At 47.5% G+C, this 14,849-nt stretch carries 14 protein-coding genes; 8 read left to right on the top strand and 6 right to left on the bottom strand.

Annotated features, from left to right (window positions below):
- Nucleotides 1-136: 136 nt before the first annotated feature.
- Complete coding sequence (locus MKX98_RS13830; RefSeq protein ID WP_339223528.1) at nucleotides 137-1,468, top strand: MFS transporter; 1,332 nt, start codon at nucleotides 137-139, stop codon at nucleotides 1,466-1,468.
- A gap of 49 nt (nucleotides 1,469-1,517) precedes the next feature.
- Here the strand turns inward: MKX98_RS13830 and MKX98_RS13835 are convergent, their stop codons facing one another.
- The 4 genes from MKX98_RS13835 to MKX98_RS13850 all read right to left on the bottom strand — a co-directional run bounded on the left by MKX98_RS13835 (nucleotide 1,518) and on the right by MKX98_RS13850 (nucleotide 5,912).
- Nucleotides 1,518-2,435, bottom strand: a complete 918-nt coding sequence (locus MKX98_RS13835) for an aldo/keto reductase family oxidoreductase (protein WP_220685576.1) — start codon at nucleotides 2,433-2,435, stop codon at nucleotides 1,518-1,520.
- Between the two features lie 314 nt (nucleotides 2,436-2,749).
- Nucleotides 2,750-4,009, bottom strand: coding sequence for a cytochrome P450 (locus tag MKX98_RS13840; RefSeq protein WP_339223531.1), 1,260 nt, complete (start codon nucleotides 4,007-4,009; stop codon nucleotides 2,750-2,752).
- Between the two features lie 446 nt (nucleotides 4,010-4,455).
- Nucleotides 4,456-5,175: a glycosyltransferase gene (locus MKX98_RS13845; RefSeq protein ID WP_339223532.1), complete on the bottom strand. Its 720-nt coding sequence runs from the start codon at nucleotides 5,173-5,175 to the stop codon at nucleotides 4,456-4,458.
- A complete protein-coding gene (locus MKX98_RS13850) occupies nucleotides 5,172-5,912 on the bottom strand; it encodes a glycosyltransferase (RefSeq protein WP_339223534.1) in 741 nt (246 codons plus the stop codon). The genes MKX98_RS13845 and MKX98_RS13850 overlap by 4 nt, the downstream gene beginning before the upstream one ends.
- Before the next feature lie 124 nt (nucleotides 5,913-6,036).
- Here MKX98_RS13850 and MKX98_RS13855 point away from each other — a divergent pair, with 124 nt between their 5' ends.
- The 4 genes from MKX98_RS13855 (at nucleotide 6,037) to MKX98_RS13870 (ending at nucleotide 9,770) form a co-directional block, all read left to right on the top strand.
- A complete protein-coding gene (locus MKX98_RS13855) occupies nucleotides 6,037-6,369 on the top strand; it encodes a phosphotransferase (protein WP_339223536.1) in 333 nt (110 codons plus the stop codon).
- Nucleotides 6,339-6,689 carry a phosphotransferase gene (locus MKX98_RS13860; protein WP_339224435.1) on the top strand — a complete coding sequence of 117 codons (351 nt, stop codon included), beginning with the start codon at nucleotides 6,339-6,341 and terminating at the stop codon, nucleotides 6,687-6,689. Before MKX98_RS13855 ends, MKX98_RS13860 begins: the two co-directional genes overlap by 31 nt.
- A 193-nt stretch (nucleotides 6,690-6,882) precedes the next feature.
- A complete protein-coding gene (locus tag MKX98_RS13865; protein ID WP_194542287.1) occupies nucleotides 6,883-7,794 on the top strand; it encodes an NAD(P)/FAD-dependent oxidoreductase in 912 nt (303 codons plus the stop codon).
- A gap of 239 nt (nucleotides 7,795-8,033) precedes the next feature.
- Nucleotides 8,034-9,770 (top strand): ABC transporter ATP-binding protein, encoded by a 1,737-nt coding sequence (locus tag MKX98_RS13870; protein ID WP_339223538.1) that lies wholly within the window; start codon nucleotides 8,034-8,036, stop codon nucleotides 9,768-9,770.
- A gap of 117 nt (nucleotides 9,771-9,887) precedes the next feature.
- Here the strand turns inward: MKX98_RS13870 and MKX98_RS13875 are convergent, their stop codons facing one another.
- A complete protein-coding gene (locus MKX98_RS13875; RefSeq protein WP_194542289.1) occupies nucleotides 9,888-10,718 on the bottom strand; it encodes a TerC family protein in 831 nt (276 codons plus the stop codon).
- Nucleotides 10,719-10,994: 276 nt separating this feature from the next.
- Complete coding sequence (locus MKX98_RS13880; RefSeq protein WP_339223540.1) at nucleotides 10,995-11,909, bottom strand: DMT family transporter; 915 nt, start codon at nucleotides 11,907-11,909, stop codon at nucleotides 10,995-10,997.
- Nucleotides 11,910-12,035: 126 nt separating this feature from the next.
- On the opposite strand from MKX98_RS13880, the gene MKX98_RS13885 reads away from it, so the two are divergent.
- From MKX98_RS13885 to MKX98_RS13895, 3 genes are all read left to right on the top strand, one after another.
- A complete protein-coding gene (locus MKX98_RS13885; protein ID WP_194542291.1) occupies nucleotides 12,036-12,905 on the top strand; it encodes a LysR family transcriptional regulator in 870 nt (289 codons plus the stop codon).
- A gap of 162 nt (nucleotides 12,906-13,067) precedes the next feature.
- Nucleotides 13,068-13,661 carry an RNA polymerase sigma factor gene (locus MKX98_RS13890; protein WP_194542292.1) on the top strand — a complete coding sequence of 198 codons (594 nt, stop codon included), beginning with the start codon at nucleotides 13,068-13,070 and terminating at the stop codon, nucleotides 13,659-13,661.
- Nucleotides 13,627-14,826 (top strand): DUF4179 domain-containing protein, encoded by a 1,200-nt coding sequence (locus MKX98_RS13895; RefSeq protein WP_194542293.1) that lies wholly within the window; start codon nucleotides 13,627-13,629, stop codon nucleotides 14,824-14,826. The genes MKX98_RS13890 and MKX98_RS13895 overlap by 35 nt, the downstream gene beginning before the upstream one ends.
- The last annotated feature ends 23 nt before the right edge of the window (nucleotides 14,827-14,849 follow it).

Genomic DNA, 14,849 nt, shown 5'->3' on the forward strand with positions numbered 1-14,849 from the left:
CGTTCTTGTTTCGGTTAGCGCACGGCAGATTGCAGGTTGGTTGGCAGATTCTATATGGACAGACAAATGAAATTTTCCTCTTATCGTAGGAAGGTTTATGGTATTCTGTTTGGTAGCACATGAAAGGAGAATGTCCATGTCCCATGATCAGGATATTGCTGAAACCAACACGAAGCGGCAATCCCATATTCAATCTTACATCGATTCGCCCGACTTGCAGAACAAGCTGTATAAGAAGACCCTCATCGTTGTGATCCTCTCGCAAATATTCGGTGGGGCTGGTCTGGCCGCAGGATTGACGGTCGGTGCGCTTCTGGCACAGGATATGCTCAAGACGGACAGCTTTGCAGGAATCCCTGCTGCTCTTATAACGGTCGGTTCTGCACTGGGTGCCTGGTATATTGGACGGCTTACCCAGCGATATGGAAGAGGGCCGGGTTTGGCTGCCGGATTCCTGGCGGGTGGAATTGCCGCGATCGGAGTCATATTGGCTGCCGTTTATGACAATATTTATCTGTTATTCGCTTCGTTGTTGATATACGGTGCAGGTACCGCAACGAATATGCAGGCTCGTTATGCAGGTACGGATTTGGCTAAACCTTCCCAGCGTGCAGGAGCGGTCAGCATGGCGATGGTTTCCACCACCTTCGGTGCCGTTGCGGGTCCGAATCTGGTGGAGGTTATGGGGAACGTTGCCGAATCCTTCGGGATTCCTGCCTTGGCCGGACCGTTTATTTTGGCGGCGGTGGCTTTTATTCTGGCAGGCCTGATCCTGCTATTATTCCTGCGCCCGGATCCTTATGCGATAGCCCAAGCAATTGAGGAAGTTAAAATGAAAATTTCCGGTGATTCTTCTGCCGGCACGGTGAACGGATCACAACGAAACAAACGGGGGATCATGGTTGGAGCCTGCGTGATGATATTGACTCAGGTGGTCATGGTCTCAATCATGACCATGACGCCTGTCCATATGAAACATCACGGACATGATCTAGGAGCAGTAGGTTTGGTGATTGGCATTCATATCGGAGCGATGTACCTGCCCTCGTTAATCACAGGTTTTCTTGTGGATAAAATCGGCCGCATCAGCATGTCCATCGCTTCGGGCGTCGTGCTCTTGAGCTCCGGGATTCTAGCTGCTGCGGCTCCCGCCGAATCCATGGCGCTGATCATAACGGCGCTGGCTCTGCTGGGGCTGGGCTGGAACCTTGGATTTATCAGCGGAACGGCGCTCATCATCGATGCAACCCATCCATCCGCCCGCGCCAGAACGCAGGGAACAGTGGATGTCTTGATTGCTTTGGCGGGAGCATCGGGCGGCGCTTTATCCGGTATGGTGGTTGCCAATACCAGTTACGGTACGCTTTCCATTGCTGGAGGTTTACTGTCACTGGTGATGATCCCTATTTGTCTAAGCGCGGTGAACAAGCGCAAACCATCATCATCTTCAAAAAACGCGGCAATATAATGAAAACAGCCTCCTATCATAGACGATAGGAGGCTGTTTTGAAGTGGCCTTAAGGAAGGATGTTGCCCGCCGCACGGTAAATGGCATACCATTCTTCGCGGGTGAGCGTTACATCGCCGGCTTTAATACAGTCATGCAAGCGACTGATATTCATCGTCCCGATGATCGGCTGCATGTGTGCAGGGTGACGTAGAAGCCATGCGATGGCAATCGTGGTGTTGGTTACATTGTATTTTTCCGCAATCTCATCGATCTTCTCATTAAGCTCAGGGAACTTGTCGCTTCCAAGGAATACGCCTTCAAAGAACCCGTATTGGAAAGGAGACCAAGGCTGAATCGTAATATCGTGAAGTCGGCAGAAATCGAGTACGCTGCCATCGCGGTTAACCGCGGCGTCATTCTCCATATTGACGTTGATCCCGCTTTGAATCATGGTGGTGTTCGTGATGCTAAGCTGCAGCTGGTTGGCCACGAGCGGCTGCTTCACTGCTTTTTTCAGCAGCTGGATCTGCATCGGATTCTGGTTGGATACGCCGAAATGACGCACTTTACCGGAGCTTTCGAGTTTATCGAATGCCTCAGCCACCTCTTCTGGCTCAACCAGCGCATCCGGACGGTGCAGAAGGAGTACATCGAGATACTCGGTTTTGAGTCTTTTCAGGATACCATCAACGGAATTCAAGATATGCTCTTTGGAAAAATCGAACATGCCCTGGCGAATCCCGCATTTGGATTGCAGAATGATCTTCTCGCGGACCTCTGCATTCATATGTATCGCATCGGCAAAAATTTCCTCGCACGCTCCGCCGCCGTATATGTCGGCATGGTCGAAGAAGTTAGCGCCTTCTTCCAGTGCGGATAACACGAAACGCTCGGCTTCCGCTTTTTCCAGCGAATTTATACGCATGCAACCCACGGCTACAACAGGTACTTCCAGTGAACTGCTTCCAAGCTTCATCGTTTTCATGATTACGGTCCTCCAATTCAAAAATAGGTTGATTGTGCGACCACCTCGCTGTAATTGCAGGGGCAGCTGAGAACTTGTAAGCGAAACTACATAGATGCATAGGTCCATGCTGACAGTCTCTAGTTTATTGTGACATGCAGATGGCAAGGTGTACAAGCTTAAATTTGCGAAGAGAGCTTGGGATCATTGAGCGAGGGAAGAGGTTTGTGAAAATTTGATAGAGAGGATATATATCATGTCTCTATAAAAGCTGCGGCAGCCGGGTCAGGCGTATTGAATCACTTGCCACCTGACTACCGCATAACCTTGCCGTTTTAATGCAGCGGTTTGACTTTCCGAATGACGATACGGCTGTGAGGAAGGGACGGCATATCGTGAAAGCTGAAGCTTACGTCCTGCACAGGCACTTCATAACTCATCTTGTTTGCGAGAAAGTCGAGACTTTCCTTCATGATCTCAAGCGTAATCCACTCCCCGGCACAGCGGTGTCCCGTATGATGGTCTCCGCCTCCTTGAGGGATAAAGCTAAAGGGGCTGCCGTTCCAATCGTCGAAACGATCCGGCTTGAACAGCTCCGGCTGATCCCACATACCGGGATGATGATTCGTTCCGTATAAATCGAGGATCGTGAGCACGCCTTTGTCAAATGCATATCCGTTCCAGTTGAAATCCTTCCGTGCACGCGCAGGCGCAAAGGGGAAGAAGGGATAGAATCGCCGGACTTCCTGGACAAATTTCTTGAGTTGCTTCTCGTCAGACGTCATCAATTTGTCACGCTCTTCGGGCTGCTGAATGACAGCTAAGGCAGTAAAGCACACGTAAATGGCGACCGCTACGATGGGGCGAAGAATGTTCAGAATCTCTACCGCTGCGGTTTTCTTGTCCAGGAGCTCGCCCCTAAGATCGCGATGCCAGGATATTGTATGCAGGGTGCTGCCCTGTTGCGGGTCTATTGCTCCACTGCGTACCTCAACTACGAGATCCTGTATCCATTTTTCCGCTTTAGCCCGGGCATTTCTTCCTTTCCGGTGCTTGATACCAAAGGCTGCCGTAGCCTCAATCATGTCAGCTAGCCAGCCCGTTTTCTCTTTCACTTCCGCTTCGGGAAGCGGCACAGCCGCCCATTCACAGGCCACTCGGCACAGAATTTCCTGAGCTTCTTTATAGATCTCGACTTTATCCCTGGACTCCCATCGACACACGGCAAGCTCCCAATGTTTATGGGTGATTTCCCTCATGCAGCCAAGAGCTTCTCTGGTCATCAAGGACATAAACATCGCTTTGCGATGATGATGCTCTTCGTCATCCAGCGTCTGGACACCGTCTTCACCGAACAGGGTCTTGAGCACGCGTTTCGGGGCTGCACCGCTACGAACAAACTTCTCCTGATCGTAAAATAGTCTGGCCGCTTCTTCTCCGCGCATGCAGATGGCGCGTTCCCCCAATAGACGCGTCTCGAAGAGATCAGATTGAAAGCCGATCGTTCTGTTGGTAATGAACAAATAACCTTCGCGCAGCACATTTAAGCTGTGATCGAGCCCCTCTTCCTTGGGCATCGGTTTGATATTTTCCATAGTGATTGCCTCCTGATTGTTCAAGATTAGAGATGAAAACGTGCTTTCAACACAATACTTCTTAAATACCCGTTCTCATCCGATCTGAACAAATCAAGCTTTTACCGCAATGTCAAAAGACAACACGCCAGTACCTGATCGCCAAACGACCGGATATCCTCCAGATAGTCGTAGCGGGGCGGGTTAGGCTCCGCATGATTATACATCCGGACAGCAACGATCTTGTGATCGGGGATGGCCAAGCAGGCGCAGTCGGTGATTCCTAATATTTGATATGTAGCGCTGAGGAGCGTGCTGACTATTTCCGAGATGGCTCTCGGCGTGGCCTGCATGCTTGATTACACCTCGTTTACTGGATATGTATGAATGACTCGAGCTCTCCGTTTCTATGGGAAGGCTCGAGTCACCATTCTTCAGCTTCGGTATATTAAATAGGGATGCTGGGTCTAACCTTTGCTTACGAAATTCTTAGCGTTGTCTACTTTCAGCTTTTTTACATGTTGAGTTAATAGATTCTTGTCACTTACGATCCAGGTGTGATTCTCGGAGTTCCGTCTTCGGTTCGCTATGAAATGGTAGGGACTACCAGAGTATATTTTGAAGTTACGAGTTATACAATCAGCACAAAATTTGACGCACTCGCTGCGATTTTGGTTCGGAAACGATACTTGATCGAATACGTGCCGTTTAACCAGAATGGTCGCCCCTTGAACAAGGGGGACCCATCGATTGGCCATGTTGGGGTAACGGTACAGAAGAACCTTTTGACCGGCAAGCTGCATGAAGTGAGCCCTTTTTCCTACAATATCAGCACGAGTCTTGATCATGAGATCGACGCTATCCTTCAGATAATCGCGAGCGTAATAATCATCGTCGTCAAATTTGGCAATGATGCTGTGTTTAGCGACCTTTACACCAAAATTGAGGCAGCTGCCGAGCGATAATTCAGCAGGCTTCCTATATATTCTCACGTTACGATATGGCTTGGCTGCCTGTTGAACTTCCGATAGTTTCAGGCTGCCATGATTTAATATGATGATTAACTCTTTGTGCCTGTAATTCTGTCTGGTGTAATTTTCTAGCAGATTGTGCAGGCATTCCGGTCTTTTGGTACAGGTGATGATCGAAACAGCAGGCTGTGAGGGAGATAATGACGTTCTCGTCAAGTTCGGTCGCCTCCGGATTTCCTCTGAACGAATGTTTTGTAGTCTATTACATTCGGAACTTTAGGGTGCTTGTCGGTAAGTTCTTTATCGCTGATCACCCAGGTATGGCTTGATGAATTCTTCCTTCGTACTGCTGCAAAATTATACTTATCACCGGAATAGATCCTGTAGCCCTTACGCTTGCTTCTCATGCAAAAAAGATCGTCTTCACCGACGTTTCGATTCGGAAATCGCACTTGGTTAAGGACGTTCTTTTTAAACATGAGCGTAGCACCCGGCAGTTGGGTTACGGGGCGATTTTCATCGTTAGGAAAACGTAGAATTAGAGTTTTGGAGCCTTTTAAATACATATAATGTGCGAGTTTTCCTATAATATCAGCATTCGATCTTCTTAATGACTTCAGGCAGTCCGACAAGTAATGAGGGGCGTAATAGTCGTCGTCATCGAATTTGGCAATGATGCCGTATCTCGTTTTGCTAACGGCGTAATTTAGACACGCACCTAGAGTGACATGTTCGGGCATGCGATAAATTTGTATGTTTCGATGCTTATTGGCCAGCTCTTGGTAAGGAGAGAGTGCGATTGAACTATCGTTGATAACGATAATAAGCTCTTTTTTTGGGTGAGATTGTCTGGTGAAATTATGGAACAGGTTTTTAATATAATTGGGGCGATTGGTGCAGGTAATAACGGATACGCCTTGTGCTTTAGATGAATGGTTAAAGCTTGCTGCCATTACATCACTCTCCTTATCTATGAAGATAATTCCTATATCACATTAGAATATGTAAACTATAAATAGTGGTAACGGCATTACTGCATGGTCAACTCAAAAAAATTAATAATAGGAGGGCATCGAGATGAAAGAGGGATGGGAACGCACAGTGCCGCCGATGCAACTAGACATCACACAAATTCATGACATGATTACACCCGTATTTCCCCGTGAAAAAGTAGTAGCCGCTGAACGGATCGGTACCGGACTTAGCAATACCAACTACAAAATTCGTCTGGAAGGCAGTGCAGAACCTTACGTGCTGCGTTTGTTCAGGAAAGGCCTGGAGATTGCGGAAAAAGAACTGGCTATCATTCAAAGGGTTCGTCAAACCGGTCCTTCAGTCAAACATACAGTCATTTATTGTCAGAGATTGAAGAGACGCCCGTGCTTGTTCACTCGGACTATAATGGCTTAAATATATTAATGCAGCATGGTCCAGAAGGATGTGCGGTTTCCGCAGTGCTTGATTGGGAGGAAGTTTTTTCATGGAACAGATACGTAGATATAGCCAATATGCTTCGATACGAACCCGACGGATCTGTATTTGAAAAGAACTTCGTTCGAGCATATCGTGAGGAAGGAGCGGTTCTGAATAATCATTGGAGAATCCTATCCAAGCTTGAAGATCTTGTTGCCTTGTGCGATATGTTAACTCATTCCAACTTAGCTACGCCAACTCGAATGCGTGATCTTCAGCGTTTGGTTGCAGAAACCGTTCAGGTTACGAATGGCTGAGCTTTATTTGATTCGTATATCAAAATAACAAATCGAGTTGCAATATGGACTTTGTTTATCTATAATAGATATCACAAGTCTATAATAATATTTGTCCGTGGCAATCTTCCTTGAGCATGGTGAATTTTCCAGAGGTCAGGATTTCTTATTTTATTATTATGGACATTAAAGATCCAGAAGGGTGATGGTATAGATGACGGAGCAATTGCACGATGTCCTTATTGTTGGCGGAGGTCCGGCAGGCTTGAATGCTGCGCTGGTGTTGGGAAGAGCGAGAAAAGATGTGGTGTTGATTGACGAAGGGAAGCCGCGAAATAAGGTTACCCGTGAGACTCATGGTTTTCTTACCCGAGACGGTGTCAGCCCATCGGAATTTCGCCGCATTGCAAGGGAACAGATTAGCGCGTATCCTTCTGTCCGTTTCGTAGAGGGTACGGCTGCCGCCGTTGCAGGCGTGGACGGTGATTTTCGGATCACAACGGGAGAAGGGACGATCTACCGCAGTAAAAAGCTGCTTTTTGCCGTTGGCAAGAAAGATAGCCCCTTGGATATTAACGGTTTGGCGGACGTATATGGCAAGAGTGCTTTCGTCTGTCCATATTGCGATGGATGGGAACTGCGGGATCAGCCGCTTGTTGTCATTGCCAAGGGGGCGGGGGCCGTGCACTTTGCCAAAGTCATTGCAGGTTGGAGTGATCGTTATACGATTTGTACGAACGGACCGGATGAACTGACGGATGAACAGCGCCAAGAGTTGAAGGAGCATGAAATCCCCGTATTCAGCTCCCCGATTCATCGCATTGAATCGAACGAGGGTATGGTCCGGGAAGTCGTGCTGGAGGATGGAGAGATCATTCCTTGCACGGGCATCTTTTTCGCGCCTAAACTGGTCTCCGGCTCAGTATTGCCGGCCGCCATCGGATGTGATATCAATGAAGCCGGAAGCGTGGTCATTGACGCCTTCGGTAAAACGAGCGTGCCTGGCGTCTACAGTGCCGGTGATGCAGCCACGGAAATGTATCAGGCCATAGCCGCTGCTTCGATGGGAGCCATGTCAGCGGCGGCCATCAATGGTGAGCTGCTTAACGAACGTTGGAATCGGTAAAGCATGAATATGCGAAAGGCAAGCTGGGTTATGATCCATGCTTGCTTTTTTTTATGCCCTTAGGGGATTTTTTGAGTATAAATGATTCTTACACTCCGCAGTCGTGACGTTTATGGGTATGATGGAATCATCAAGTAAAAGGAAGGGTGTTTGGGATGAGAAAAACGATGGACTACACCATGAATCAAGTTTGGAGGGATATGAACATGTAACCCTCCGACATTATGGAGGAGATAGATTTGAATTCACGAACCAAGAAATTTTTGTCCTATTATAAACCGTATCTGGGGTTATTATTTGCAGACTTGGCGTGCGCTTTTGTTGTCTCGGCTATTACGCTCATGCTTCCACTGTGTATACGGTATATCACCATCAATGTGTTGGAAGGGAATTCCCCGAATCCACTAAACCAAATCTATGCGGTGGGTGTGATCATGCTGGCCATGGTCCTCATCCACACCTTCTGCGACATGTTCATCTCCTATAAAGGACATATGATGGGGGCTTATATGGAGAGCGACATGAGACGGGAGCTGTTTGACCATCTTCAGAAGCTGTCTTTTGGTTTCTACGATGAGAACAAAACAGGGCAGCTCATGACACGCACCACCAATGACATTCTGTCGTTAACCGAGTTGTACCACCATGGACCCGAAGATATTGTCATTTCCGTTCTGAAGTTCCTGGGTGCATTCATTATCTTAATGTATATTGACGTGAAGCTTACCCTGATCGTGTTTCTCTTTCTGCCGGTCATGGCCGTATTTGCTTTTTATTTTAGTAAGAAGATGAATGTGGCGCTGCGTGTCAGCAAGGACCGAATCGGGGATATCAACGCGCAGGTGGAGGATTCTCTATCGGGTATCCGCGTGGTGAAGTCGTTTACGAATGAACATGTGGAGAGGGAAAAGTTCGCTTACGCTAATGGGCGGTTCGTTGACAGTAGAAGGGAAGGATATAAGAGTGAAACCTACTTTCACGAAGGGTTGGTTGGGTTTACACAACTCATTACCATAACGGTCATTGTGTTTGGCGGAGCCGCCATCGTGGATGCCTCGCTGGAACTGGCGGATTTGCTGACTTTTTTCTTGTGTATTGGCATTCTGATCGAACCGATCCAGAGACTCGTTAATTTCGCCAGACTGTACCAGGAGGGTGTCACGGGATTCGACCGGTTCATGGAGATTCTGGAGGTAGAGCCGGATATTGAGGATTCCGTTGATGCTGCGGTGATCACGCAGGTTCAGGGGAATATCACATTTCAGAACGTCAGCTTCAGATATAAAGATAACTACGGATATGTGCTGAAACAGGTATCGCTGGACATCAAGCCTGGCGAGTATGTGGCATTGGTAGGTCCCTCCGGCGTTGGCAAGACGACGTTGTGCTCGTTGATTCCGCGTTTCTATGAAGTAAGTGAAGGACGCATCATGCTGGATGGACGCGATATCCGGGATATCACGCAGCACTCGTTAAGAAGACATATTGGGATTGTTCAGCAGGATGTATATTTGTTTGCGGGAACCGTCTTCGATAACATCCGGTATGGCAAAATGGAGGCCAGCGAGGAGGAAATCATCGAAGCTGCGAAAAGAGCGAATGCCCATGATTTCATCATGGCACTGCCGGAAGGTTACGATACGGATATCGGGCAGCGCGGCGTCAAGCTGTCCGGAGGACAGAAGCAGCGGCTCAGCATTGCACGTGTGTTCCTGAAGAATCCGCCGATCCTTATATTTGATGAAGCGACCAGCTCCCTGGATAATGAAAGCGAGAGAGCCGTCCAGGAATCGCTGGAGCGGTTGAGCAATAATCGCACAACGCTTGTCATCGCGCATCGCCTGACTACGGTACGGAATGCGCAGCGAATCGTCGTGTTATCCGAGGATGGAATTGAGGAACAGGGCACGCATGATGAATTAATTGCCCGTCAAGGCGCGTATGCGAATTTATACAATATGCAATTAACCATATAAGAGGAAAGGCGATTTGCGAACGGTTTATGCACCGTCAGCAAATCGCCTTTTCCTATTGTTGGATCAATCTATTGATTGCGTTTGTTACGTTGTCCTGTTCCAATCGAAAATCGGAATTTAACCTTGAAGCGTTTTTCCAGGCTGCTGGTCTTCCACTTCCTTGATTGCATTATCCTCGTCTTGGACTTTCCCCTTCGAAGAACTAAACCATCCGATAACGGCAATCAGCACAAGAACAATATAGAAGGATGCCTTCCAAATCGAGCTCTCAGGGAAGTGATGGTCGATGAGGGCAACATCGGGATGCGCAAGGGTAATGACGGCAAGTTTGACCCCTACCCAACCGACAATGAGGAATGCCGCCACTTCAAGCCCAGGGCGCTGCTGCAGCAGCTTCACGAAGTAGGATGCCGCAAAACGCATGATGATCAGACCAATGAATCCTCCCAGGAAGATGACGATGAATTGACCACCATCCAGGCCGCCGATGTTCGCCAGACCGCTTGGAGGCAGCGCCACAGCCAGTGCTACGGCTGCGAGTATCGAGTCTACCGCAAACGCGATGTCTGCAACCTCGACTTTGAAGACGGTCATCCAGAAGCCGGATTGCTTCTTGGGTTTGTCCGGTAGAGGCTTGGCGTCTTCCGTCGGTTTCTTGCCCTTGATCACATGTTTCAATGTGTGATTGATCGAAATGTAGAGAAGATAGAGTGCGCCAATGGCTTGCACCTGCCATACGTCAACCAGAAACGAGATTAAGAACAGCGATCCGATGCGGAATACAAACGCTCCGAGCAATCCGTAAAATAAAGCTTTTTTACGCTGCTCCTCAGGTAAATGCTTTACCATAATGGCAAGGACCAGCGCATTATCTGCTGCGAGCAACCCTTCCAGTGCGATGAGCACCAACAGTACCCACCCATACTCCAATAAAAGCTCCATACCCATTCCTCCTAGTTGTTTAATTGAAGGCACAAAAGAAAAGGACCTCCACCGGCAGGTGAAGGCCCCTCATAATCAAAAAGAGACCTTCACCACAGAGTGTGTGGTAAAGGTCTCGCAAACAACGTATCGTTGCCAACAAAGCCGGGGAAATATCCCGGAATGACGACTTTGTTGTGTCAGCTACTCCCCTTTAATCACGTTCCTGCATAACTGATATCGTTATCAGTTAAGCCGTGATATAAAGATATATATTTTTGGGGGATTAGTCAAGCTTTTTTTTTACTTGAATTCAGCAGAATACGTCTCCATTGGAACGGGGCTATTCTTGATTGTAGAGCGTCTCCTCACATTTACATTAACGCTCGATATAACAACGCTAAGAAATACTAGGGCAGCACCCAAATATTGATTGGAATTCAGGACCTCGTGAGCAAACCAGAATCCGACCAGCGCCGCGAATACAGGCTCCAGAGAAAATACAAGTCCCGTCCGGGTAGCCGTCGTATATTGTTGGGCAATTGTCTGAAAGATGAACCCGACCGCGGTGCACACCACGCTAAGAACAAGGACGGCCATCCACGAGTGGGTCGTGCTTGGCCATACCGGAGCTTCAAAGAGCAGAGACGAGATGAACGCGTACAATCCGGTGAATCCAAGTTGCAGGATGCCAAGGCTTAGCGTATCGACCTTCTGCGCGGCAGTGCTTACCATATTGATATGAAGCGCATAACATAATGCGGCCGCGATGCAGAACAGATCACCGATCTTAAATGTAAAAGGAAGCTGGATAGTTAACAGTGAAATGCCCGTTAAGGCCAGCACAATACTGACAACCGCTTTGTTCTCTATTTTTTTCTTAAATAGAAACGTATGTAATAAAGGGACAAACACCACCGTTAGACTGACCAGAAATCCGGCATTGGATGTTGTCGTGGTCTTGAGACCGAAGGTAAGCGCGGTGAACATGATAAATAATATAAAGCCTAGGAGCATGGCATATCGAATCGTCTTTACGTTAACCTGGCGCAAGCGGGGGAGAAAAATCAAGCCTGCAAGTATAAAGGCCAATCCAAAGCGTAGGGCTATCAAATTAAACTCCCCTAGCGAATCCAGTCCCATTTTCATAAAAAGATAGGACGAGCCCCAACAAATGGTGATGAATAAAATCATAAGATCGGCCTTCAGCGGTTTCAAGTTCTATTTCCTCCTTCAAGTGATTGAACAGAATCAGTATACTCACGTACAATAGACAAGTAAAACGAATGTTTCTAATGATAAACATGAGTAAAATTCATGTATAAATGAGCAGGAGGAATTCCCTTGAGCATAAATAAATTCAAAGTTCTATTGAAGGTCGTCGAGCTCGGAAGTTTGACCCAAGCCGCTGAAGTGATGGGTTTTACGCAGTCCGGTGTCAGCCATATGATCAGCAGCCTGGAAGATGAGTTTGGTTTCTCGTTGCTGATTCGGAACCGTTCAGGAGCGAAGCTGACAACCAATGGCGAAGAGATTCTGAAGACGATACGGGAAATATTGAAATGGAACGAACATTTGGAACAGCAGGTGGCTTCCATTCATGGAATCGAGCTGGGAACCATTCACATCGGTACCTTCACCAGTGTCGGTGTTCACTGGCTGCCGGGCATTATTCAGGACTTTCAGCGGGATTATCCCCATATTGAGATTCGTTTGGTCGAAGGAGATTACCGGGAAATCGAGGATTGGATCGCTGAGGGCAAGATCGATTGCGGGTTCCTGTCACTTCCAACGTCGGATACATTCGATGCGATTCCCCTGCATCAAGACCCGATGCTTGTATTGCTGCCCATGGAACATCCGCTTAGTTCTGAGGACTCTATTACATTGTCCCAGATTGAGAATGAACCGTTTATTATGCCAAGCAAAGGTTCCGATTATGATGTGAACCGGATGCTGGAGAAAGCCCGGATCAAGCCGGATATCAAATATACACTTGGTGATGATTATGCCATTATGGCCATGGTGGAGAAGGGGCTCGGCATCAGCATTCTTCCAGAACTTGTGCTGCGAGGGCAGCAACGGAATATACGGCTGATCGAATTGAAGGAGAAGAGCTTCAGATCGCTTGGCATTGCCGTAAATTCCATGCGGGAGATATCTCCCGCTACGAAGCGATTCTTGGATTATGTTAAGAGTTACCCCAAGCTGTAGCTGCTATAAGGGCGCTAAATGAGACTCATACCCGGCATACAGACGCTATCACACGGCAGGAGCTTCGTTCATGAACTTCACTACATAAAATAATGGGTGTGGTGTCACAAAATCACTTGTTGGGATTGTTATATAGGTAAACAAAGAAGGAGGTGAGCTCACTTGCAGCCAACCATCCCCGGGGAAGCGGAAGGAAGAAGAGAAGCCATTGAAGCGGTTGTAGAACAAGTCAAATCAGGAGATAAACACGCATACCAAGCGATCATCCTCCAGTTTGAGCGGCAGATGTACACGTACTGCTACTATATTCTGAAAAATCATACGGAGACTGAAGATGCGGTACAAGAAATTTTTATTCGTGCCTATGAACATCTTCATCAGTACAAGAGACAAGTGTCTTTCTCCGCCTGGTTGTATAAAATGGCCTATCATCATTTGATCAATATCAAAAAGAAGCAGAGCCGTTTTCTTAACCTGATCGAGCATTGCAAGGAACAGCAGCCGGATATGCAGATATCTCAGCACGAGCCGGTTGTGTACGAGCTGTTAACCTACCTGACAGCAGAAGAACGACACATTTTGCTGTTGAAGGCGGTTGAACAGTATACCTTTGAGGAAATCAGCGACATCATGGGACTCAAATCGGCAACGATACGAAAGAAGTATGAACGGTTACGACGTAAACTGATGGACCGAATAAGCAAAAAAGGAGAGGTAGCACGTGGGACAATCGCCGAAACAAACGGAATTCGCTGAAATGAATGTACTTGAAGAAATGATTCGAGAATCATCCTTACAGAAGAATAGCTTGAGCTATCAAATTATGAACAGGATTGGAGAACGTGAAATGACAAGGACAAGAACATCATCCAAACGGCAACCGAATGTTTTAAAAAGAACAATACTCGTTGCATCCGCAGCTGCTGTGCTGGGAGGAAGCGTAATCGGGTCAGGATTTGTATCGCCGGTCATGGCGGCAAACCTGAAGCAAATCCCAGTGATCGGCGTGCTATTCAAAGGAACCAGCGAAGAAGCAGTTCATACCGCTATAAAGCAAGGGATTCTATCCGAACCGAACTTGAGCGTGACTCACGATGGCGTGACTTTGAAGATAGCTAACCTTCTATACGATGGAACTCGGCTGTCCTTTATACTCGAACGCGAGGGAGTGGATTTACCGAGTACAGCTTCTCCGTATATAAGCGAAGATGCTAAATTCATCGGTAATCCAGATAGCGAGTATATTAAGTCGAGGACAGTAGCTAAGAAGGATCAGGAAAAAGGCTATATTGAAACGCCGCGAATTCTGGTGGACGGACAAGAAGTAGTGATGGGCGAAGGGACATTTGGAGATTACCCGCAACAGGACAATGCCTACATCGTTGAGCTTTCCAAGGATCTGAATCTGCCTGATCAATTCGAGCTGACCATTCAGGCCAACGTAACCCAAGTGAATGAAACCTTCGAGTTCAAGGTCCCTGTGAATGTCACTAATAAATCGGTTGTCGTGAAGCCGGACCAGGCTACAAAATCGGATGGACAATTCAGTTATACCGTGAAGCAATTGGATATTTCACCGGTATCGACCCGCCTGGTTCTGGATAGTAAAGGCGAGGTGCCTGCTTCTGCAGAGCAAACAGGCGATTACAGCGCCAGCATGGTATATTACGAACTTGTGGATGATCAAGGGAATGTGCTGAATCCTCGGATGTTTGGTTACTTTAACAGCAAGCCCAAGACTGAATATCATATCGACGAATTGTACAGTCCTGTAAACGGAACTCCGAAATCCATCACGATTAAACCGTTTACTCTGACCGTAAACAACAAGGATTGGAGCGTAGTTGGTCAAGGAAAGGACAGCATCGGAGATAAAACATATCTGACGGAACTGGAAATGACCATTCCGGTTCAACCGTAACAACGAGCGTAAGTATAAGAGAG

Origin of the sequence: Paenibacillus sp. FSL W7-1332 (assembly GCF_037969785.1) — a bacterium.
Classification (GTDB): domain Bacteria; phylum Bacillota; class Bacilli; order Paenibacillales; family Paenibacillaceae; genus Paenibacillus_AQ.